Consider the following 20724-nt stretch of genomic DNA (forward strand, 5'->3'; position numbering starts at 1 on the left):
GGCTAGCTTGCCACAACAGCGGCCCGGGACTGTAGTAGTCGACGAAGTAAGAGGCGGTGAACGCGCCTGATGCACCACGGGGTTTGAATAAACCCCGCGGGCATGGCGTTGTTACTCTGCGGCGGTTGTTGGCGCTGCTTCGCGCTCCCACAGGGCGTAATTCACGCCGCCGGCCTTTTGTTCACGGTGCAGGCGCCAGTTGGCAGGCAGGCCCAGCTCCGAAGGGCGGCGCTCGCTTTCGGTGTAGATCCAGGCGTTGTCAGCCAGCCAACCGTTCTGTTCCAGCAGGTCGCATGCCGGCTTGAGCAGGTCCAGGTTGAAGGGCGGATCGAGGAACACCACGTCAAACACTTCGGTCGCAGGCGTCGCCAGGTAGTTCAGGGCGTTGGTCTGCTGAACTTCGCCGGTGGTGCAGCGCAGGATGCCCATGTTTTCGCGGATGTTGGAAATCGCATCGCGGTTGCTGTCCAGAGCTACGCCTTTGGCTGCGCCGCGTGACAGTGCCTCCAGGAACAGCGCGCCGCTGCCGGCGAACACGTCCAGCACCTTGGCGCCGACGATGTCCGGGGTCAGCCAGTTGAACAGGGTTTCACGTACACGGTCCGGCGTCGGGCGCAGACCTTCTACGTGGGGGAAGTCCAGCTTGCGGCTGCGCCATTCCCCGCCAATGATGCGTAACTGACCAGCACCCGAGTGCGATGTGTTTTTAGGCTTTGCCATTAATGCTCCGGAACCCCAAGAGGTTGCTCTGAAGGTTTATCGGTAGGAGGTGGCAGTGGTTTTTGCGGCACAGTTGGTCCGGCGGTCACCACGACCAGTTTGTCGGCGCTCAGGTGCTTGTTCATGGCGTCCTTGACCTGCTCTTTAGTCAGGCTTTGGGACTGCTGCATGAAGGTTTCCAGATAGTCCAGAGGCATATCATAGAAGCCCATTGCGCCCAGTTGGCCGACGATTGCCGCGTTGCTGGCATTTGACAGCGGGAAGCTGCCCGCCAATTCACGCTTGGCATCGTCGAGTTCTTTTTGCGTCGGACCGTTTTTCAGGTAGTCAGCCAGAATGTCTTGCACCAGTTTGAGCGTACCTTCGCTCAATTCGGCACGGGTCTGCAGGTTGATCATGAACGGCCCGCGTGCCTGCATCGGGCTGAAGCCGGAATACACGCCGTAGGTCAGGCCGCGTTTCTCGCGTACTTCAGTCATCAGGCGCGTACCGAAGCCACCGCCACCGAGAATGCTGTTACCCAGGGCCAGTGCGGCATAGTCCGGATCGTCGCGGTCAATTCCAAGCTGGGACAGCAGCAGGTGGGTCTGCTTGGACGGAAATTCGATGTGGGTCTGGCCAGCCTTGGGTTCGCCGGGCTCTACGGTTTTGGCGACTGCAGGGCCTTTGGGCAGCGCGGCGGATACTTGAGCGGCCATGGCTTCGGCTTCTGCGCGAGACAGATCGCCAACGATCGCGATCACCGCGTTGCCGGCGGTGTAAGCCTTGTTGTGGAACGCCTTGAGCTGATCGATGGTGACCGCAGCGATGCTTTGAGCGTTGCCATCGCTGGCGTGGGCATAAGGGTGATTACCGTACAGACGCTTGAACAGTTCATCGCTGGCCAGCTTGCCCGGGTCCTGCTTCTGGTATTCAAAGCTGGCGAGCAACTGGTTTTTGATCCGCGCCAGGGAGTCGGCCGGAAAGGTTGGCTGGCCAACCACTTCGGCAAACAGGTTGAGCGCCGGTGTGCGCTTGGCCGGGTCACTCAAGCTGCGCAATGACACTACAGCCATGTCGCGATAGGCCCCGTTGCCGAAATCCGCACCCAGGCTTTCAAAGCCCTGGGCGATGGCCCCGACGTCCTTGCCTGCCACGCCTTCATTGAGCATGGCGTTGGTCAGCAGTGCCAGGCCCGGGGTGTTTTCGTCCTGGCTGCTGCCGGCGGCGAAGGTCAGGCGCAGGTCGAACATCGGCAGCTCGCGGGCTTCAACGAACAGAACTTTGGAGCCTTCGGCGGTTTTCCAGGTTTGTACATTCAATGCGCGATGGCTGGGGGCCTTGCCGTCGAGTTCGGCCAGAGACTCGAGCTTGTGCTCGGCCTTGGCCTGATCCAGTGCCTGGCTGGCCACGGAGACCGAGGGGCTGACGAAATAGTAGCCGAGTACGCCGGCCAGTATTGCAGCGCTCAGGCCGAGCAGGGCGTAGCGGGAACCTTTACGCTCACTCATGGGTTTTCTCCTCGGGCAGTACATGCGCAACGCTGAGGCGGTCGCGAGTGAAATAAGTGCGGGCGGCTTGCTGGATATCGGCCGGGGTGACCTTTTGCAGGTCTTGCAGCTCGGTATCCATCAGCTTCCACGACAGGCCCACGGTCTCCAGCTGGCCAATCGAGGTGGCCTGGCTGGTGATCGAGTCGCGCTCATAAACCAGACCTGCGATCACCTGGGCGCGCACTCGCTCCAGTTCCTGTGGCGATGGCGGGGTTTTTTTCAGGTCATCGAGCATGCGCCACAAGCCGGCTTCGGCCTGGGCCAGGGTGACTTTTTTCTGGCTGTTGGGCATTGCCGAAAGCATGAACAGGCTGTCGCCACGGGTGAAGGCGTTGTAATTGGACGAAGCGCCGGACACCAGCTCTTCGCCGCGCTCCAGCTGGGTTGGCATACGTGCACTGTAGCCACCGTCCAGCAGTGCCGAAATGAGGCGCAGGGCGTTGGCAGTAACCGGGTCTTTGGCGGTGGCAATGCTTGGCACGTTGAAGCCCAGAATCAGGCTTGGCAGTTGGGTCTGCACGTGGATCTTGAGCAGGCGCTCACCGGGGGTCGGCAGTTCCAGCGGGACTTTGGCGACAGGCACTTCGCGTTTGGCCACCTGGCCGAAATAGCGCTGGGCCAAGGCTTTGACTTCATCCGGTGTTACGTCTCCCACCACCACCAGGGTGGCGTTGTTCGGTGCGTACCACTCCTCATACCAGGCGCGCAGTTCGCCAACGCTCATGCGCTCCAGGTCCACCATCCAGCCGATGGTCGGCGTGTGATAACCACTGGACGGGTAGGCCATGGCGCTGAACAGTTCGAAGGCCTTGCTCATCGGCTGATCGTCGGTACGCAGGCGGCGTTCTTCTTTAATGACCTCGATCTCGCGCTTGAACTCTTCAGGCGGCAAGCGAAGGCTGGCCATGCGGTCAGATTCGAGCTCGAAGGCAACCGCCAGGCGGTCGCGGGCCAATACCTGGTAATAGGCGGTGTAGTCATCGCTGGTAAAAGCGTTTTCCTGGGCGCCGAGGTCGCGCAGGATCAACGAGGCTTCGCCGGGGCCGACCTTGTTACTGCCTTTGAACATCATGTGCTCAAGAGCATGGGACAGGCCGGTCTTGCCCGGGGTCTCGTAACTGGAGCCCACTTTGTACCAGACCTGGGACACCACCACTGGCGCGCGATGGTCTTCGCGCACGATGACCTTCAGGCCATTGTCCAGGCGAAACTCGTGGGTGGGTTGCTGGTCGGCCGCCAGGGCCGAAAGCGGGAGCAAAACTGTGCTGAGCAACAGGCCAGCAGCGCGGCGGGCTAGAGCATTCATTCGTTTTTAAACCTGTTGGGCTGCCCGCTTGGCCTTAGCGTCAGCGGGTGAGGAGGTGCTAGGATACTGATCCGTTTTACTGGCGGCCACGCCTATCAGGCCTTTGACGATCAGACGACGATTGATCGGGCAGTATAGGAGCCAGCCTGGAAGTGTGAATGTATCCCGGTAAATTTAGCTTTTTTGCCGATTTTCCCGTTCCAGTTCCGAGTTAAGACGAAGTTTCAGGGGTGTGCTTTACCCTCTGATCAAGGTGCGTGCGAACGAGCTGACAAAAAAACAGTCTGTTTCACACCGAATATTATTTGCCGGGGCGCCACAGTGGCGCTTCGCTACGATGAGATAGCCGTCCTCCATGTTTGGTTCCAACGACGACAAGAAGAACCCAGCTGCGGCTGGCGAGAAAAAAGGCCTGTTCGGATGGCTGCGCAGAAAGCCGCAGGAAACCGTCGTTGAGCAGCCTGCACCCGCACCCGAAATCACCCCTGAGCCGTTGATTGAGGCCACTGCGGTGGTTGTCGAGCCAACGCCTGAAGTGGTTGTGGTTGCACAGGCGCCTGCTGTTGAATCGCCAGCCGCTGCCGAGCCATGGCCGCCGCTGCCAGTACCCGAGGAACCCGTTGCGCTGGTCAAGGACCTGCAGGCGCCGTATATCGTGCCTTCCATTCCGGAACCGGAGATCGAGGTCGCGGTCAGCGCCCCGGTCATCGCGCCGGAGCCTGTGGTCGAAGTGCTTGAAGTGCTTGAAACCTTCGTCGAGCCTGTTGCACCAGAGCCAGAGCCAGAGCCAGAGCCAGAGCCGGTCGTAGTTGTCGAGCCGCAAGCTGTTGCTGCGCCTGTGGCCCCTGCGCCAGCAGTTGCGGCTCCGGTGGTGGTAGCTGAAGCTCCAGCTGCGCAAGCCAAGGTCGGCTTCTTTGCCCGCCTCAAGCAGGGGCTGTCGAAAACCAGCGCCAGCATCGGCGAAGGCATGGCCAGCCTGTTCCTGGGCAAAAAAATCATCGATGACGATCTGCTCGACGAGATTGAAACCCGCCTGCTCACCGCAGACGTTGGTGTTGAAGCCACCTCGGTGATTATCAAAAACCTGACTCAAAAGGTTGCGCGCAAGCAGCTGACCGACGCCGATGCACTGTACAAGTCGTTGCAGGCCGAGCTGGCTGCCATGCTCAAACCGGTAGAGCAGCCGCTGAAAATCGAAGCGAAAAACAAGCCATTCGTCATTCTGGTGGTCGGCGTCAATGGCGCGGGCAAGACCACCACCATCGGCAAGCTGGCGAAAAAGCTCCAGCTTGAAGGCAAAAAAGTCATGCTCGCCGCCGGCGATACGTTCCGTGCCGCCGCGGTCGAGCAGTTGCAGGTGTGGGGGGAGCGCAACAATATCCCGGTGATCGCCCAGCACACTGGCGCCGACTCGGCTTCGGTGATTTTTGACGCCGTGCAAGCCGCCAAGGCGCGGGGCATCGACGTGTTGATCGCCGATACTGCCGGACGCCTGCACACCAAAGACAACCTGATGGAAGAACTGAAAAAAGTTCGCCGGGTGATCGGCAAGCTCGACGAAGACGCCCCGCACGAAGTGCTGCTGGTACTGGATGCCGGCACCGGGCAGAACGCGATCAGCCAGACCAAGCAGTTCAATCAGACCGTGGCCCTTACCGGCCTGGCGCTGACCAAGCTGGATGGCACGGCCAAGGGCGGGGTGATCTTCGCCCTGGCCAAGCAGTTCAATATTCCTATTCGTTTTATCGGTGTCGGCGAAGGCATCGATGATCTACGGGACTTTGAGTCCGAACCCTTTGTCCAGGCTCTGTTTGCGGAGCGGGAGCGTCCATGATTCGTTTCGAGCAGGTCGGTAAGCGCTATCCAAATGGACACGTGGGCCTGCACGAGCTGAGCTTTCGGGTCCGTCGCGGCGAGTTCCTTTTTGTAACCGGTCATTCCGGCGCAGGTAAAAGCACCCTGCTCCGGCTGTTACTGGCTATGGAGCGCCCGACCACCGGCAAACTGCTGCTGGCGGGGCAGGATCTGGGGCAGATCAGCAACGCGCAAATTCCTTTCCTGCGCCGTCAGATCGGTGTGGTGTTCCAGAACCACCAACTGCTGTTTGATCGCACGGTGTTCAATAACGTGGCCTTGCCGCTGCAGATTCTCGGGCTGTCCAAGCCTGAAATCGCCAAGCGTGTCGACTCGGCACTTGAGCGTGTGGCGCTGTCGGACAAAACCGATCTGTATCCCGGTGACTTGTCCACTGGCCAGCAACAACGCGTCGGTATTGCCCGGGCCATCGTTCATCGTCCAGCCTTGCTGCTGGCCGACGAACCCACCGGCAACCTCGACCCGCGTCTGGCGGCGGAAATCATGGGCGTATTTGAAGACATCAACCGTTTGGGCACCAGCGTACTGATCGCCAGCCATGACCTGGCGCTGATTGCACGCATGCGCCACCGCATGCTCACCCTGCAGCGCGGGCGATTGATTGGCGACGGGGAGGCCGCGCAATGAGTGCGACACGCGGCTCCAAGGTTTCCGAACGTGTAGCACCCAAGGCCGCAGATCCGCAGCCGGCCAGGAAAAAGCATGACGATGACGATGGCCCGGGTTTCTCGATGTTGTTCCGGGCCTGGGTTGAGGCCCATCGCGCCAGTTTGCTCGACAGCCTGAAGCGTCTTGGCAAGCAGCCGATTGGCAGCTTCTTCACCTGCCTCGTGATGGCAGTCGCGCTGAGCTTGCCAATGGGGCTCTCGCTTTTGCTTAACAACGTCGAGCGTCTGGGCGGTTCGTGGCAGCGTGCGGCGCAGATTTCGCTGTACCTGCAACTGGATGCCGACAGCTCGCAAGGCGAGCAATTGAGTAATCAGATAAAAGGTATGGCTGGCGTGGCTGACGCTGAATTCATCAGCCGCGAAAAGGCCCTTGAAGAGTTCCAGCAGCAATCCGGCTTGGGGGAAGCGCTTAAAGAGCTTCCGGATAATCCGTTGCCGGGCGTGGTGCTGGTGACCCCCAATGAGGTCGATAAAGCCACCCTCGAGGCTCTGCGCGAGCGTCTTTCGGAGTTGCCGAAAGTGCAACAGGCGCAACTTGATCTAGTCTGGGTCGAGCGTCTGGCGGCCATTCTGAAATTGGGTGACCGCTTTGTGTTTGGCTTGACGGTCTTGCTGGTATCGGCTTTGCTGCTGGTTATTGGTAATACGATTCGTTTGCATATCGAGAATCGTCGTATCGAAATCGAAGTCATCAAGCTGGTCGGCGGCACTGACAGTTATGTGCGCAGGCCTTTTCTTTATATGGGTGCGCTTTATGGTTTTGGCGCCGGGGTGCTTTCCTGGGGCGTACTGGCATTCGGCTTGAACTGGCTCAACGACGCGGTAGTCGGGTTGGCCGGGTTGTATGGCAGCAGTTTTGCCCTGGCCGGTGTGCCAGTAGCCGATGGTCTGTCTCTCTTGCTTGGCGCGGTGCTGTTAGGGTATATCGGTGCATGGATTGCAGTAGCGCGTCACTTACGTGAGCTTTCGCCTAAGTAGTTTCTTTTTGCCTGTTGACCTTTTCAGCTTTTTTTGGGAACTTTTTCCTGAGTTTCCGGTCAACTTTCGCAGTGCTGAACTGCACGAGTTATGTGAGACGGAGGTTTATTCGTATGACCACTTCTTTGCAACCTGCGTATGCGTTGGTCCCTGGTGCGAACCTTGAGGCCTATGTAAACACGGTGAACAGCATTCCACTGCTGACACCGGAGCAGGAGCGTGAACTGGCCGAGAGTCTCTACTATGAGCAGGATCTTGGGGCGGCTCGGCAGATGGTGCTCGCCCACCTGCGTTTTGTTGTACACATTGCCCGTAGCTATTCGGGCTATGGCCTGGCTCAGGCTGACCTGATCCAGGAAGGCAATGTCGGCCTGATGAAGGCGGTCAAACGCTTTAACCCTGAAATGGGCGTGCGTCTGGTGTCGTTCGCCGTGCACTGGATCAAGGCAGAGATCCACGAGTTTATTCTGCGTAACTGGCGGATCGTGAAAGTTGCGACCACCAAGGCCCAGCGCAAACTGTTCTTCAACCTGCGCAGCCAGAAAAAACGTCTGGCCTGGCTGAACAATGATGAAGTTCATCGTGTGGCTGAAAGCCTCGGTGTAGAGCCTCGCGAAGTTCGCGAGATGGAAAGCCGTCTGACTGGCCATGATATGGCGTTCGACCCGGCAGCCGAAGCTGACGACGACAGTGCATTCCAGTCGCCAGCCAACTACCTGGAAGACCACCGGTACGATCCGGCACGTCAACTGGAGGATGCTGACTGGACTGATAACTCCACCAGCAACCTGCATGAAGCGCTGGAAGTGCTTGATGATCGCAGCCGCGACATTCTGTATCAGCGCTGGCTGGCTGAAGAGAAAGCTACGCTGCATGACCTGGCACAGAAGTACAACGTGTCTGCCGAGCGAATTCGTCAGCTGGAAAAAAGCGCGATGAACAAGCTCAAACTGTCGATTGCCGCCTGAACGGGCTCGACAAAAAAACGCCCCGGCTCTAACGAGTCGGGGCGTTTTTGTTTGTCCCTGCGGGAGCCGGCTTACTCGGCCCAGGGCGCCTTGCGCGAAGTGTTCAGGGTATCGAGGTAGCTGTCGCCGCCCAGCTGGCGCATTTGTCGCTGTATCCAGCTGGCGCGGCGGCTGACGTACGGGCTAGGTCGACCGGCACTCCAGTTGCGCGGATTGGGCAGTACGGCGGCCAGGTAGCTGGCTTGCTGACGGCTCAATCTGGCGGCACTCACGCCAAAGTGATGCTGGGCCGCGGCCTCTGCACCAAATACTCCCTCATCCCACTCTGCGCTGTTGAGGTACACCTCGAGAATCCGCTGCTTGGGCCAGAGTACCTCGATCAATCCGGTGAACCAGGCCTCCAGCCCTTTGCGCAGCCAGCTTCGACCCGACCATAGAAACAGGTTTTTCGAGACTTGCTGGCTCAGCGTGCTGGCGCCGCGTAACGTCCCGCCCCGTTCGTTATGAGCGAAAGCGGCGCGGATGGCGCTGAAGTCAAAGCCCCAGTGCTCGGCGAATTTCTGATCCTCGCCAGCAATGACCGCGACTTTAAGTTCGTCGCTGATTTCATCCCACGGTCGCCAGCTGCGTTGCAGGTCAATGGGCTCGCCGTCGAACCATGATTCGACCTTGCGCTCGACCATCAGCGCAGTGCCGGGCGGCGGGACCCAGCGAAAGATCAGCACCAGCAATGCGCTGCCCGCTGCGAACCAGAGCAGGGCTTTGAGAAAGCGATGAACAAGAATACGCAGCATAGATGGCTTGGCCGAACCCGTTGAGCGGGCCATTATACAGACCCTGCGCCATTCCATAGTCCTGACGGGAGTTATCCATGTTGCGCGTGTTTCTGATGCTGGCCGCCTTTTTCGGCTTCACCGGTGTGGCCCTTGGCGCATTCGCGGCCCATGGCCTGAAAAGCCGCCTGAGCGAGCAATACCTGGCCATTTTTCATACAGGGGTTACCTACCAGCTGGTGCATACCCTGGCCCTGCTCGGTGTAGCCCTGCTCGCCACTCAGCTGCCGGGTCGCCTGGTGACGTGGTCCGGTGTCTTTTTCGCCCTGGGCATCGTACTGTTTTCCGGCAGTTTGTATCTGCTGACCCTGACGGGTATCAGCAAACTGGGGATCATTACGCCCATCGGTGGTCTGGCTTTTCTGGCCGGATGGTTATGCCTGGGCATTGCCGCCTGGCGCTTGAGCTAAGTCCGCAAGATGAATGGCTTGGGTCGACCTGACTGATCGGGATAGAATGCTGGCCCCTTAAAATGAAGGCAGCGTCGCGCATGCGCATTCAGTTGAACGGTGAACCTTTTGAACTGCCGGACGGCGAGACCGTCGCCAGCCTGTTGGCGCGCCAGGAACTGACCGGGCGTCGAGTGGCTGTCGAGCTTAACCTGGACATCGTCCCGCGCAGTCAGCACGCCGGGACGGTGCTCAAAGAAGGTGACCAGGTCGAAGTGGTGCATGCCATCGGTGGTGGCTAGTCCCCCCGCTTGACCCATTCCCGCGGTGCACACAATTACAGAGGATTCCCGATGAGCAATGTTCGCAGCGACAAGCCTTTTATCCTGGCTGGCCGTACTTATCAGTCGCGCCTGTTGGTGGGTACTGGCAAGTACCGTGACATGGAAGAAACCCGCCTTGCCATCGAGGCATCGGGTGCTGAAATCGTCACCGTCGCCGTGCGTCGTACCAACATCGGGCAAAACCCTGGCGAGCCGAACCTGCTCGATATCCTGCCACCGGATCGCTATACCATCCTGCCGAACACGGCCGGTTGCTATGACGCGGTAGAAGCCGTACGCACCTGCCGCCTGGCCCGTGAGCTGCTCGACGGCCACAATCTGGTCAAGCTGGAAGTACTGGCGGATCAGAAAACCCTGTTCCCCAATGTGATCGAAACCCTCAAGGCCGCAGAGATCCTGGTCAAGGAAGGTTTCGACGTGATGGTGTACACCAGCGATGACCCGATCATCGCCCGCGAGCTCGAGGCCATGGGCTGCATCGCCGTGATGCCGCTGGCCGGGCTGATTGGCACCGGTTTGGGGATCTGTAATCCCTACAACCTGCGGATCATCCTTGAAGAAGCAAAAATCCCGGTGTTGGTGGATGCGGGCGTGGGTACTGCCTCCGACGCCACCATTGCCATGGAAATGGGCTGCGAGGCGGTGCTGATGAACTCGGCCATCGCCAATGCCCAACACCCGATCATCATGGCCGAAGCCATGAAACACGCCATTGTGGCGGGCCGTCTGGCGTATCTGGCCGGACGCATGCCGAAAAAACTCTATGCCAGCGCCTCTTCGCCGCTGGATGGTCTGATCAAGTAAGAGCCACTGATGACTGAATCACTCGACACCCCAACCCCGGAAGAAGGCGAAGATCGCCAGCACCGTCGCATCAAGAGTTTTGTGATGCGCGCCGGGCGTATGACCGAAGGCCAGCAACGTGGCCTTGACCAGGGCACGCCGCTGTACGTGCTGCCGCTGGCTGATGCGCCGGTCGATTTCGACCAGGTATTCGGCCGCTCGGCGCCGCGGACCCTCGAAATCGGTTTCGGCATGGGCCACTCCTTGCTGGAAATGGCGGCAGCTTCGCCTGAGCAGGACTTTATCGGGGTTGAGGTTCACCGTCCGGGTGTCGGCGCGCTGCTCAATGGCGTACTGACCCAAGGGCTGACCAACCTGCGGGTTTACGATTGCGATGCGATCGAAGTACTGACCCGTTGCGTGGCCGACAACAGCCTGGATCGCCTGCTGCTGTTCTTCCCGGACCCGTGGCACAAGAGCCGTCACCACAAGCGCCGTATCGTGCAGGCGTCCTTTGCTGAGCTGGTGCGTTCCAAGCTCAAGGTCGGCGGTGTGCTGCACATGGCCACCGATTGGGAACCCTATGCCGAATACATGCTGGAAGTGATGAACGTCGCGCCGGGCTATCGCAATCTGGCCGAAGATGGCCGTTGTGTACCGCGTCCGACCGAGCGTCCGGTGACCAAGTTCGAACGCCGCGGCGAACGTCTTGGGCATGGCGTGTGGGATCTGAAGTTCGAAAAATTGTAAGCGCCAACCTTTGTGGGAGCTGGCTTGCCAGCGATAGCATCAACGCGGTCTGACTGTAAACCGCGTCGTCTGCATCGCTGCCAAGCCAGCTCCCACAATGTTTTCAGTCTTCGCATCAGCGCCGGTCAGCCACAACCCCGATCAACACCAGCACCACCAACAACACCGGCGCCAGGCTGTAGTTGTTGAACTGGCCGAGGCCGCGTTCGACCCAGGGCGTGGCGTAAATCAGAGCCGCACCGCTGCCCACCAGGCACAACAAGGCCATCAGGGGCACACGCAAGGCACCGGCAACACTTCCCAGACGTTGTTCGACCCAACCTTTGAAGTCGGCACCGAACAGCACCAGCAAGCAGCCGATCAGGGCCAGCGAGATCTCCGAGAGGTGGCTGCGGCTCCAGCGCGATACGGTAGCAAGCAGGTCTAGTACCAAGTCCATTCGAGTTCCTTAGATCAGAAAGTGCTGCAGCAAGTCGTTGAGAAACAGCTGGCCCCGGGCAGTTGCTGCCAGGCGTGACGGTTCGACCTGCAATAGGCCGCTTTGTTCGGCAGCATCGCGTCCGCTTTTCAAGCTTTCGAGTGCCAGCCCGGTACGCTCGGGGTAGAGCGCAGCATCGACGCCATCGGTCAGGCGCAAGGCGTTCATCAGAAACTCAAACGGTAGCTCTTCGGCAGTCAGAACTTTCTCGCCCGCCTGGAAGTTTTTGCCCGGGTTCAGGTAATCCTTCGGCAGGCGGGTTTTCCAGGTGCGGATTATGCGGCCATCGGGATGGCTCAATTTGCCGTGGGCGCCAGCACCGATACCGATAAAGTCGCCAAAGCTCCAGTAGTTCAGGTTATGCCGCGCCGGGCGACCCGGCTGGGCGTAAGCCGAAACTTCGTACTGGGCATAGCCGTGTTCGGCCAGCAGTGCCTGACCGGCTTCCTGAATGTCCCACAGAGTGTCGTCCTCAGGCAGGACCGGCGGCTGGTTCCAGAACACCGTGTTGGGTTCCAGCGTCAGTTGATACCAGGACAGGTGTGTCGGCTGCAGGGCTATAGCCTGGCGCAAGTCGCTCAGGGCGTCGTCCAGCGACTGATCGGGCAAACCGTGCATCAAGTCCAGGTTGAAGTTATCAAAGCCGGCCAGGCGCGCCATACCGGCCGCACGTACGGCCTCGTCACCGTTGTGGATGCGGCCCAGTGCTTCGAGCTTCTCTTGCTGGAAGCTCTGGATACCTATCGACAGCCGGTTGATCCCCAGCTTGCGGTAAGCCACGAACTTTTCCTGCTCGAAAGTACCGGGGTTGGCTTCCAGGGTGATTTCGATATCGCTGGCGAACGCAATTCGCGCTTCGACACCCTTGAGCAGGCGCCCCAGGGACCGGGCGCTGAACAGGCTTGGTGTGCCGCCGCCGAAGAAGATCGAACTCAGCTCGCGGCCATACACCGCGTGCAGGTCCTGATCGAGGTCGGCCAGCAGTGCGTCGACGTACTCGTCTTCAGGCAGCACCGGGCTGGCGGTGTGGGAGTTGAAGTCGCAATACGGGCATTTGCGCACGCACCACGGAATATGGATGTACAGCGACAGGGGCGGCAATTGCGGCAACGGCGCGCGTGGCGCCTGCTGAGTAAAGCCAGCCGCACCCAGATAGAGCGGCTGTGGAGGAGTGTCGTGGGTCATTTCAGGCCCAGACGCTGACGCAGCAAGACCATGGCACGGGCCCGATGGCTCAGCTGGTTTTTTTCGCCCGGGCTGAGGTCGGCACTGGAGCAATTGCGCTCCGGAACCCAGAACAACGGATCGTAACCGAAACCGTGCGCACCGCTGGCGGCAGGCAGGATGCGCCCGTGCCACAAGCCTTCGCAGATAATCGGCAACGGATCTTCGGCGTGCCGGACCAACGCCAGCACGCAGACAAATTGCGCGCCGCGTTCGGCTTCGGGTACGTCTTTGAGGGCCTCGAGCAGCTTGGCGTTGTTGGCCGCATCACCCTTGCCGTCGGCGTAGCGGGCCGAGTAAATACCCGGCGCGCCACCGAGAAAATCCACCGCCAGCCCGGAGTCGTCGGCCAGTGCCGGCAAACCCGAGATACGCGCGGCATTGCGCGCTTTAAGAATCGCGTTTTCAACGAACGACAAGCCGGTTTCTTCCGGTTCAACGCTGCTGAATTCTCCAATCGAGCGCAACTGCACCGACTCGCCGAGCATGGCCTGAAGTTCTTTGAGTTTGCCGGCGTTGTGGCTGGCCAGTACCAGTTGCGTGAAGTTGATCATTAGAGCGGAGCGACCTCTTGGGAGTAATCGATGGATTTGGTTTCGCCGTTGACCTTGAGCTCGATATCGAAAATGAAGGTGGCAGGCTGATTGACCGGGAATTGAGCGAAGTAGTCGATCGCACCCTTGTCATCAATCACTTGCTTGAAGGTCAGGGGCCGGGCCTTTTTCTCGCCTTCGACGCGCACGGTACCCTTGACGGTGGTGGCGACTTTTTTACCGGCGGTGTCCAGATTGATATTCAGGCCACCCAGTTGTTTGCTGCGTTCCAGTTTGTATTTGGCTGCAATTTCAGGCGACAGGAAGTCCGACATATAGGCGTTGTAATACACCTTGGTGCCGCCGACCGTGGCCTGGCCAGCCGCCATGGCCTGCATGGCGAAGCACATTGAAAGCATTAGTAATCCAATACGACCCATCGTCTTTCTCCTTGAGCGCTGATTTAAACCGCGACCTGATGATCCTGAAGGCCGGGGCTGCTGACACGATAAATGCCAATCTCGCCCAACAGGTTAGGCCATAACTTGCTGGCCCACCCGTGGCGGTGCTGCTGATCGACAGCAAGGCGGTTGATCACCCGGGCTTCGCGGCCTCGGCACAGCTCCTCAAAGTCTTCGAAGGTGCAGAAGTGGATGTTCGGCGTGTTGTACCAGGTGTAGGGCAGAAACTCGGATACCGGCATCCGGCCCTTGCTGGCCAGGTACCAGCGGCAGCGCCAGTGGCCGAAGTTCGGAAAGGTAATGATGCACTGGCGCCCGACGCGCAGCATTTCGTCGAGAATCCGGTCGGGGTAGTGCACGGCCTGCAGCGCCTGGGTCATGACCACGATATCGAAACTGTTGCTGGCGAAGTTGCCCAGCCCCTTGTCCAGATCCTGCTCGATGACGTTGATGCCCTTGGCGACGCACTCGGCGATATTGTCCGGGTCGTTTTCCAGGCCATAGCCGGTGACTTGCTTGTTGTCGCGCAGCCAGCTCAGCAGTTCGCCATCACCACAACCAAGGTCGAGCACGCGGCTGCCGGCGGGGATCCAGTCTTGGATGATTTCCAGGTCGGCTCTCATGGCGTTCTCACAGTTCTATGCGGTTCATGTAATTACTGAAGGCTTGCAGGTATCGCGGGATCGGGATCAGGAAGGCGTCATGGCCTTGCGGAGCATCGATCTCCAGATAGCACACGTCTTTCTTCGCCGCCATCAGGGCATCCACCAGTTCCCGTGAGCGCGCGGGCGAGAAACGCCAGTCGGTGGTGAATGACATCACGCAAAAGCGCGCCTTGGCTGAGGCGAAGGTTTTGGCCAGGTCGTCATCGAAGTTGGCCGCCGGGTCGAAGTAGTCCAGCGCCTTGGTCATCAGCAAATAAGTGTTGGCGTCAAAGCGCCCGGAGAACTCTTCACCCTGATAACGCAGGTAGCTTTCAACCTGGAACTCCACGCTGTGGAAGTCGTAGTTGAGGTTTTCGTTCTTCAGGCCACGGCCAAATTTCTCGCCCATCGAGTCATCGGACAGGTAGGTGATGTGCCCGACCATGCGCGCCAGCATCAGGCCGCGCTTGGGAATTACGCCCTTTTCCTGGAACGAACCACCGTGGAACTCGGGGTCGGTGAGGATGGCCTGGCGAGCGACTTCGTTGAACGCGATGTTTTGCGCCGACAGTTTTGGCGCCGAAGCGATGGCCAGGCAATGACGCAGCCGGTCCGGGTAGCTGATGCTCCACTGCAGCGCCTGCATGCCGCCCAGGCTGCCACCGATGATGGCGGCCCACTGGTCGATGCCCAGCCGGTCAGCCAGGCGTGCCTGGCTGTGGACCCAGTCTTCAACGGTGAGTACCGGGAAATCGGCACCAAACGGGCGACCGGTTTCTGGATTGATACTGCTGGGGCCGGTAGAGCCATTGCAGCCGCCGAGATTGTTCAGGCTGACGACGAAGAACTTGTTGGTATCGATAGGCTTGCCGGGCCCGATGCAACTGTCCCACCAGCCGGGCTTGCGCTCATCGATGCTGTGGTAGCCGGCAGCGTGATGGTGCCCGGAGAGGGCGTGACAGATCAGCACGGCATTGCTGGCCGTGGCATTGAGCTGGCCGTAGGTTTCGTAAATCAGGTCATAGGCAGGCAATGAACGGCCGCAGGCTAAAGCCAGGGGTTCGCTGAAGTGCGCCATTTGTGGCACAACCAGACCAACGGAATCGGGGGGAAAGGCGGCTGGCATCGACCCTGCTCTCTTTAAATGAGGCGTAAGTCTAATGAGCGGGGGAGTGGGCGGCAAGCAATGCTCCGGGCTGATTTCGGAGGTGCTCGAAGACTGCCTTTGCGGGAGCTGGCTTGTCAGCGATGCAGCCGACAACTTCGGCCTGGAAACCGCAATGATGCAATCGCCGGCAAGCCGGCTCCCACAGAAGAAACAGTATTCAGGCTGGCTTTGTCAGCCCCGGCAAATCCGGCAGTTTTTTCGGCGCGTGCAAACGCACGCGTTTCTGCCGGTTGAGTTCACCGCTGATCAGGCTGACCTGACTTTTGGCTATACCGAACGCCTTGGCCAGAAAGGCCAGCAGATGGGCGTTGGCTTTGCCTTCTACCGGTGGGGCGGTGAGGCGGATCTTCAGACGTTCACCGTGCAGGCCGGCGAACTCATCGCTGCTGGCCTTGGGTTGCAGGTGGCAGTCGAGAATCAGGTCCTCGCCGTCCCAACGGAAGTAGCTCATCAGATCAGGCCGAACAACACGACCGGCATGCCGACATACATGGCCAAAGGCGGGATCACGTAGCTCTGGATCAGCTGAATTACCATGAACGCCAGGATCGGCGAGATATCCAGCCCGCCCATGCTTGGCAGCATGCGGCGGAACGGCGCCAGGGCCGGCTCGGTGATCTGGTTCACCAGTTCGGCGCCCGGGCTGGTGCTACCAGGAGCAACCCAGGACAGGATCACGCTGATGATCAGGGCAAAGAAGAACACCTTCAAGAACAGCGCAGTCACGCCAATGATGGCCCAGGCCAGCAGCCCCAGAATGTTGAACGACATGTAGCTCAGGGTCAGCACTATGGCGAAGATCACCATTTGCACCAGAATCGCCAGCACCAGCGATGACATGTCCAGGCCAAACAGGCTCGGGATCACACGGCGCAGAGGCTTGAGCAGCGGCTGCGTGGCTTTGACCGTGAACTGGCACAGCGGGTTGTAGAAGTTGGCCCGTACCAGCTGCAGGATGAATCGCAACAGGACGATCAGCAGGTAGAGGCTACCCAGGGTTTGAATTACGAAAATGGCAGCGCCATTAAGTCCAGACATCATGTGCTCCTTATTGACCCAGTTGTTCGGCCATTTCGGCCGAGCGGTGCGCGGCGGCACTCAATGCTTTTTCGACCGAGGCTGCAAAACCGTCGGCCTGGAATGATTTGATCGCAGCTTCGGTGGTACCGGCGGGCGAGGTTACGCGGCGGCGCAGCTCGGCGGCATCGACATCACTGGCCACGGCCATGTGCGCCGCCCCCAGCGCTGTCTGCTCGGCCAGTTGCTTGGCCACTTCGCGTGGCAGGCCGAGTTTGACCCCGGCGTCGGCCATGGCTTCGATCAGCAGGAAGAAATACGCCGGACCGCTGCCGGACACAGCCGTGACGGCATCGATCTGGGCTTCGGTATCGACCCAGACCGCGATCCCGACGGCTGACAGCAAATCTTCAGCCTGCTGGCGCTGTTCGGCGGTAACGGCGGCAGTCGCGAACAGGCCGCTTACACCTTTACCGAGCAATGCCGGAGTATTGGGCATGCAGCGTACCAGCGGCTGGTTGCCCAGCCAGTTCTGCAGGCTGGTGCAGGTGATGCCTGCGGCAATCGAAATAAGCAACTGATGCGGTTCGAGATGCGCGCGCAGGTCCTGGCATACGGCTTTCATGACTTGCGGCTTGACCGCAATGACAATCACGTCAGCGTCCTGAACCGCCTGCGCGTTGTCGGCAAACAGTTCTATACCGTGCTCGGCCGAGACCCTGGCCCGGGTTTCGGCGCCCGGATCGCTGGCGCGGATCTGTGCGGCATCCAGACCTTTGGCCAGCAGGCCGCCGATCAGACTGGAAGCCATATTCCCGGCCCCGATAAAGGCAATACGCATGTTGCTCATAACAGATCCTTATAAAAATTGAGGTCGGTCTTATCAGGCCTGGCCGTAGTCGCGGGCACCAAACAGCGCGGTACCGATGCGTACCCAGGTGGCGCCTTGGGCAATGGCCGACTCCAGGTCGTGGCTCATGCCCATGGAAAGTGTATCGAGCCCCAGGTTCAGGCTTTGTTGCAGATCACGCACTGTTGCAAAGGCCGCGTCCTGCTCGGCCCGGTCCTCAGTGGGCTCCGGTATCGCCATCAAGCCGCGCAACTTCAGGCGCGGTAAGCCGTTGATGGCGGCTGCCAGTGCAGGCAAATCCTGCGGGGTACAGCCGGACTTGCTGGCTTCTCCACTGACGTTGACCTGGATGCAGATATTCAGTGGTTCCAGGTCTGCCGGGCGCTGTTCAGACAAGCGCTGGGCAATTTTCAGGCGGTCCACTGAGTGCACCCACGAAAAATGCTCGGCGATATCGCGGGTCTTGTTCGATTGAATGGGGCCGATGAAGTGCCAACTCAAGGGCAGGTCGGCTAATTCGACCTGTTTGGCACGGGCTTCTTGCAGGTAGTTTTCGCCAAAATCGCGAACCCCGGCGGCATAGGCTTCGCGCAGCGCTGCAGCGGGTTTGGTCTTGCTGACCGCGAGTAAGTGAATGCTCGTCACATCACGTTGCACAGCCAGTGCCGCGGCACGGATGCGTGCCTCAACTTCAGCGATGTTGTCAGCTATCGTGGACATTCGTTAAGCCCGCCGTTGTGAAAGTCTGCGGCATTCTACTGGAATTGGGAGGGGGGATGGATATCGCCGACCTGTTGGCATTGAGTGTCAGTAGTGGCGCTTCGGACTTGCACCTGTCAGCAGGTGTCGCACCCATGCTGCGGGTCGATGGTGAGATGCAGCAGTGCGGGCTGCCGGTGTTCGGGCCAGATCAGGTGCGGGGGCTTATCCACAGCCTGATGACAGACGCGCAGCGCAGCGCTTTCGAAACCGGGCATGAAGCCGATTTCTCTTGTGCACTTGCCGGGCTGGGCCGGTTCCGGGTCAACGCTTTCGAGCAACAGCGTGGCGCGGGGGCAGTGTTGCGCAGCATTGCCCAACGGGTACCGAGCCTTGAGTCACTGGGGCCGGGCGAGGTGTTTCGTCAGCTTTGTCGCCTGCCCCACGGCCTGATATTGGTCACTGGTGCCACCGGCTCCGGTAAATCCACGACCCTGGCCGCGATGATCGACCACCTTAACCGTAGTCGTCAGCAGCACATACTCACCATTGAAGACCCGATTGAATTCATCCATCAGCCGGCCCGGTGCCTGATCAACCAGCGCGAAGTGCACCGTGACACCCACAGTTTTTCGGCAGCGTTGCGCTCGGCGCTGCGCGAAGATCCGGACGTGATCATGCTGGGCGAAATGCGCGACCTCGAGACCATCCGGCTGGCCCTGACGGCAGCTGAAACCGGACACCTGGTACTGGCTACGCTGCATACGTCTTCGGCGGCCAGAACCATCGACCGGATGGTGGATGTGTTCCCGGCAGAAGAAAAGGCCATGGTGCGCTCCATGCTGTCCGAGTCACTGCAGGCGGTAATTTCCCAGACGCTGGTCAAGAAGGTTGGCGGGGGCAGGGTAGCGGCTCACGAAATCATGCTGGCGACACCGGCAATCAGGAACCTGATACGGGAAAACAAGGTTGCGCAGATGGTCTCGGCGATCCAGACCGGTGGGGCGGTCGGCATGCAGACGCTGGAGATGAGCCTTGGCAGGCTTAGTGAGGCGAGGGTGATCGAAACGTTGTAGGGGCTGTGGATGAAAAAAGGCTGCGATCTTCAAGATCGCAGCCTTCGTGCCTCGATAGCTCCAGCGAGCAGGTTGGCGCTCTTAGCGCTGAACAACCTGCAGACTGGCTTTCTCTTTCGGCAGTACGCGCTTGGCGACTACGTAATGGCTCTGCCAGTAAGGCTTTTTCAGGGTGTCGATGGTGACCGACTTGCCGCGACGTGGCGCGTGGATGAACCGGTCGTTGCCCAGGTAGATGGCAACGTGGTTGACCTTGCGGCTCTTGATGTTGAAGAACAGCAGGTCGCCGGGTTTCAGATCCTTGCGTTCGACCTTTTGCCCGTGGCCGCTGGCCATTTCGCTGGAGGTACGTGGCAAATCAACCGCTGCAACGTCATTAAAGGCGTATTTCACCAGCCCGCTGCAATCAAACCCTTTACTTGGGCTGCTGCCGCCCCAACGATAAGGGGTGCCCAGCACGTTGACGGCGCGGCTCAATACCGTGCTGCTCTGCATGTTGGCGGCGGTCAGCGAAGCATTGGCGATTTTGCCAGGCGCTTTGCGATGAGCCTTGCTGGACGCAGGACGTGCTACGGTTTTGTTGCTGGTCTTGCTGTTAGAGGCGACATAAGCAGCACCCGCAGATGATTTTGCGGTGTAGCCGGTGAAGCCCGAAGGAAGATGTTGCTCACGATTGGTGGCGTGGGCGGCCAGTGGCATTAACAGGCAAATGGTTAGCCATGTCTTGAATAAAGGACGCATTCGGCAGGGCTCTATGGTGGTAAGCGCGAAACTTTATAACAGCTTTTTTGTCCTTTCTCAGGCCGTTTGTCGATTGGGCCTGGGGGTGAAAAAGCACAAAAGTACTGGCAAATTGTCCCATGGCAGCAGCGCAGGTCAGGTGGTACAAGGCTTTGCGCCATTTTTTGTAAGACACTTTTACCTGTTGCGTGACAGTAAAAAAGTCACAAAAAAATCCACAATATTTTTCTATCAGCACCAAAGAGGGCATTTATGAGCGGCTATCGAGACGATGTACAACGCGATACCCACAGCAAGGTGCTGGGTTATTTGCTGTGGATTTTCGGATTTCTGGGGGCGCATCGCTTCTATTACGGCAAGCCGGTGACCGGGACGATCTGGTTTTTCACCCTGGGCTTGTTGGGAATTGGCTGGCTGATCGACCTGTTCCTGATTCCGAGCATGGATCGCGAAGCCGACCTGCGTTTCACCTCGGGTGAAACCGACTACAGCGTGGCCTGGATTCTGCTGACCTTCCTGGGTGTGCTCGGTGTGCACCGCATGTACATGGGCAAATGGATCACCGGGATCATCTACCTGTTTACCGGCGGGTTCTTTCTGATCGGTATCCTTTACGACTTCTGGACCCTGAACGAACAGATTTCGATCAAGAACGCCGAACGCCGTTAAGGCACAGCGCAAAACATG

Annotated in this window: 26 protein-coding genes; 11 read left to right on the forward strand and 15 right to left on the reverse strand. The window is 59.4% G+C overall.

Features of this window, described 5'->3' with window-relative positions:
* Nucleotides 1-111: 111 nt before the first annotated feature.
* From rsmD to JQ848_RS01355, 3 genes are read right to left on the reverse strand one after another with little or no spacing between them, the layout of a single operon-like run.
* Complete coding sequence (gene rsmD, locus JQ848_RS01345) at nucleotides 112-720, reverse strand: 16S rRNA (guanine(966)-N(2))-methyltransferase RsmD (RefSeq protein ID WP_202210202.1); 609 nt, start codon at nucleotides 718-720, stop codon at nucleotides 112-114.
* The gene (locus JQ848_RS01350) at nucleotides 720-2210 is read right to left on the reverse strand and encodes a M16 family metallopeptidase (RefSeq protein ID WP_004419740.1); all 1491 of its coding nucleotides are present in this window, start codon (nucleotides 2208-2210) and stop codon (nucleotides 720-722) included. The genes rsmD and JQ848_RS01350 overlap by 1 nt, the downstream gene beginning before the upstream one ends.
* Nucleotides 2203-3558: a M16 family metallopeptidase gene (locus tag JQ848_RS01355; protein WP_202210203.1), complete on the reverse strand. Its 1356-nt coding sequence runs from the start codon at nucleotides 3556-3558 to the stop codon at nucleotides 2203-2205. The genes JQ848_RS01350 and JQ848_RS01355 overlap by 8 nt, the downstream gene beginning before the upstream one ends.
* Before the next feature lie 355 nt (nucleotides 3559-3913).
* On the opposite strand from JQ848_RS01355, the gene ftsY reads away from it, so the two are divergent.
* The 4 genes from ftsY to rpoH all read left to right on the forward strand — a co-directional run bounded on the left by ftsY (nucleotide 3914) and on the right by rpoH (nucleotide 8047).
* The gene (gene ftsY, locus JQ848_RS01360) at nucleotides 3914-5392 is read left to right on the forward strand and encodes a signal recognition particle-docking protein FtsY (RefSeq protein ID WP_202210204.1); all 1479 of its coding nucleotides are present in this window, start codon (nucleotides 3914-3916) and stop codon (nucleotides 5390-5392) included.
* The gene (gene ftsE, locus JQ848_RS01365; protein ID WP_004419735.1) at nucleotides 5389-6060 is read left to right on the forward strand and encodes a cell division ATP-binding protein FtsE; all 672 of its coding nucleotides are present in this window, start codon (nucleotides 5389-5391) and stop codon (nucleotides 6058-6060) included. The genes ftsY and ftsE overlap by 4 nt, the downstream gene beginning before the upstream one ends.
* On the forward strand, nucleotides 6057-7079 hold the full coding sequence (ftsX, locus tag JQ848_RS01370) for a permease-like cell division protein FtsX (protein WP_004419734.1): 1023 nt from the start codon (nucleotides 6057-6059) through the stop codon (nucleotides 7077-7079). Before ftsE ends, ftsX begins: the two co-directional genes overlap by 4 nt.
* Before the next feature lie 113 nt (nucleotides 7080-7192).
* A complete protein-coding gene (gene rpoH / locus JQ848_RS01375; RefSeq protein WP_004419731.1) occupies nucleotides 7193-8047 on the forward strand; it encodes an RNA polymerase sigma factor RpoH in 855 nt (284 codons plus the stop codon).
* Nucleotides 8048-8118: 71 nt separating this feature from the next.
* On the opposite strand, the gene mtgA is transcribed toward rpoH, so the two are convergent.
* Nucleotides 8119-8874 (reverse strand): monofunctional biosynthetic peptidoglycan transglycosylase, encoded by a 756-nt coding sequence (gene mtgA, locus JQ848_RS01380; RefSeq protein WP_127196533.1) that lies wholly within the window; start codon nucleotides 8872-8874, stop codon nucleotides 8119-8121.
* Nucleotides 8875-8918: 44 nt separating this feature from the next.
* Between mtgA and JQ848_RS01385 the strand changes: the two genes are divergently transcribed.
* The 4 genes from JQ848_RS01385 to trmB all read left to right on the forward strand — a co-directional run bounded on the left by JQ848_RS01385 (nucleotide 8919) and on the right by trmB (nucleotide 11146).
* Nucleotides 8919-9290, forward strand: a complete 372-nt coding sequence (locus JQ848_RS01385; RefSeq protein WP_010656711.1) for a DUF423 domain-containing protein — start codon at nucleotides 8919-8921, stop codon at nucleotides 9288-9290.
* An 80-nt stretch (nucleotides 9291-9370) separates the two neighbouring features.
* Entirely contained in the window at nucleotides 9371-9571 is a 201-nt protein-coding gene (gene thiS, locus JQ848_RS01390; RefSeq protein WP_004419723.1) for a sulfur carrier protein ThiS, read from the forward strand.
* 51 nt (nucleotides 9572-9622) lie between these two features.
* A complete protein-coding gene (locus JQ848_RS01395; protein WP_004419719.1) occupies nucleotides 9623-10417 on the forward strand; it encodes a thiazole synthase in 795 nt (264 codons plus the stop codon).
* A gap of 9 nt (nucleotides 10418-10426) precedes the next feature.
* On the forward strand, nucleotides 10427-11146 hold the full coding sequence (trmB, locus tag JQ848_RS01400; RefSeq protein ID WP_004419716.1) for a tRNA (guanosine(46)-N7)-methyltransferase TrmB: 720 nt from the start codon (nucleotides 10427-10429) through the stop codon (nucleotides 11144-11146).
* A 115-nt stretch (nucleotides 11147-11261) separates the two neighbouring features.
* On the opposite strand, the gene JQ848_RS01405 is transcribed toward trmB, so the two are convergent.
* The 10 genes from JQ848_RS01405 to JQ848_RS01450 all read right to left on the reverse strand — a co-directional run bounded on the left by JQ848_RS01405 (nucleotide 11262) and on the right by JQ848_RS01450 (nucleotide 18241).
* Nucleotides 11262-11585: a DUF3392 domain-containing protein gene (locus JQ848_RS01405; protein ID WP_004419711.1), complete on the reverse strand. Its 324-nt coding sequence runs from the start codon at nucleotides 11583-11585 to the stop codon at nucleotides 11262-11264.
* A gap of 9 nt (nucleotides 11586-11594) precedes the next feature.
* A complete protein-coding gene (hemW, locus tag JQ848_RS01410; RefSeq protein WP_235972384.1) occupies nucleotides 11595-12809 on the reverse strand; it encodes a radical SAM family heme chaperone HemW in 1215 nt (404 codons plus the stop codon).
* Nucleotides 12806-13402, reverse strand: coding sequence for an RdgB/HAM1 family non-canonical purine NTP pyrophosphatase (gene rdgB, locus JQ848_RS01415; RefSeq protein WP_004419705.1), 597 nt, complete (start codon nucleotides 13400-13402; stop codon nucleotides 12806-12808). Before rdgB ends, hemW begins: the two co-directional genes overlap by 4 nt.
* Nucleotides 13402-13821 (reverse strand): DUF4426 domain-containing protein, encoded by a 420-nt coding sequence (locus JQ848_RS01420; protein WP_010656710.1) that lies wholly within the window; start codon nucleotides 13819-13821, stop codon nucleotides 13402-13404. The genes rdgB and JQ848_RS01420 overlap by 1 nt, the downstream gene beginning before the upstream one ends.
* Before the next feature lie 23 nt (nucleotides 13822-13844).
* A complete protein-coding gene (gene metW, locus JQ848_RS01425; protein ID WP_004419699.1) occupies nucleotides 13845-14465 on the reverse strand; it encodes a methionine biosynthesis protein MetW in 621 nt (206 codons plus the stop codon).
* 7 nt (nucleotides 14466-14472) lie between these two features.
* Nucleotides 14473-15612, reverse strand: a complete 1140-nt coding sequence (gene metX / locus JQ848_RS01430) for a homoserine O-succinyltransferase MetX (protein WP_004419696.1) — start codon at nucleotides 15610-15612, stop codon at nucleotides 14473-14475.
* Nucleotides 15613-15811: 199 nt separating this feature from the next.
* On the reverse strand, nucleotides 15812-16105 hold the full coding sequence (locus JQ848_RS01435; RefSeq protein ID WP_004419693.1) for a DUF167 domain-containing protein: 294 nt from the start codon (nucleotides 16103-16105) through the stop codon (nucleotides 15812-15814).
* Nucleotides 16105-16692, reverse strand: coding sequence for a YggT family protein (locus JQ848_RS01440; protein WP_004419690.1), 588 nt, complete (start codon nucleotides 16690-16692; stop codon nucleotides 16105-16107). The genes JQ848_RS01435 and JQ848_RS01440 overlap by 1 nt, the downstream gene beginning before the upstream one ends.
* Nucleotides 16693-16702: 10 nt before the next feature.
* Nucleotides 16703-17521 (reverse strand): pyrroline-5-carboxylate reductase, encoded by an 819-nt coding sequence (proC, locus tag JQ848_RS01445; RefSeq protein ID WP_004419687.1) that lies wholly within the window; start codon nucleotides 17519-17521, stop codon nucleotides 16703-16705.
* Between the two features lie 33 nt (nucleotides 17522-17554).
* Complete coding sequence (locus JQ848_RS01450) at nucleotides 17555-18241, reverse strand: YggS family pyridoxal phosphate-dependent enzyme (protein ID WP_004419686.1); 687 nt, start codon at nucleotides 18239-18241, stop codon at nucleotides 17555-17557.
* Between the two features lie 56 nt (nucleotides 18242-18297).
* Between JQ848_RS01450 and JQ848_RS01455 the strand changes: the two genes are divergently transcribed.
* The gene (locus JQ848_RS01455) at nucleotides 18298-19296 is read left to right on the forward strand and encodes a type IV pilus twitching motility protein PilT (protein ID WP_004419683.1); all 999 of its coding nucleotides are present in this window, start codon (nucleotides 18298-18300) and stop codon (nucleotides 19294-19296) included.
* Nucleotides 19297-19377: 81 nt separating this feature from the next.
* Here the strand turns inward: JQ848_RS01455 and JQ848_RS01460 are convergent, their stop codons facing one another.
* Nucleotides 19378-20037 carry a C40 family peptidase gene (locus JQ848_RS01460; RefSeq protein ID WP_004419681.1) on the reverse strand — a complete coding sequence of 220 codons (660 nt, stop codon included), beginning with the start codon at nucleotides 20035-20037 and terminating at the stop codon, nucleotides 19378-19380.
* Here JQ848_RS01460 and JQ848_RS01465 point away from each other — a divergent pair.
* Both JQ848_RS01465 and JQ848_RS01470 read left to right on the forward strand, forming a co-directional pair.
* Nucleotides 20021-20293 (forward strand): hypothetical protein, encoded by a 273-nt coding sequence (locus tag JQ848_RS01465; RefSeq protein ID WP_235972385.1) that lies wholly within the window; start codon nucleotides 20021-20023, stop codon nucleotides 20291-20293. The genes JQ848_RS01460 and JQ848_RS01465 overlap by 17 nt on opposite strands.
* On the forward strand, nucleotides 20290-20706 hold the full coding sequence (locus JQ848_RS01470; protein ID WP_004419677.1) for an NINE protein: 417 nt from the start codon (nucleotides 20290-20292) through the stop codon (nucleotides 20704-20706). Before JQ848_RS01465 ends, JQ848_RS01470 begins: the two co-directional genes overlap by 4 nt.
* Nucleotides 20707-20724: the final 18 nt, after the last annotated feature.

The organism is Pseudomonas paraversuta (genome assembly GCF_904067025.1).
Taxonomy (GTDB): domain Bacteria; phylum Pseudomonadota; class Gammaproteobacteria; order Pseudomonadales; family Pseudomonadaceae; genus Aquipseudomonas; species Aquipseudomonas paraversuta.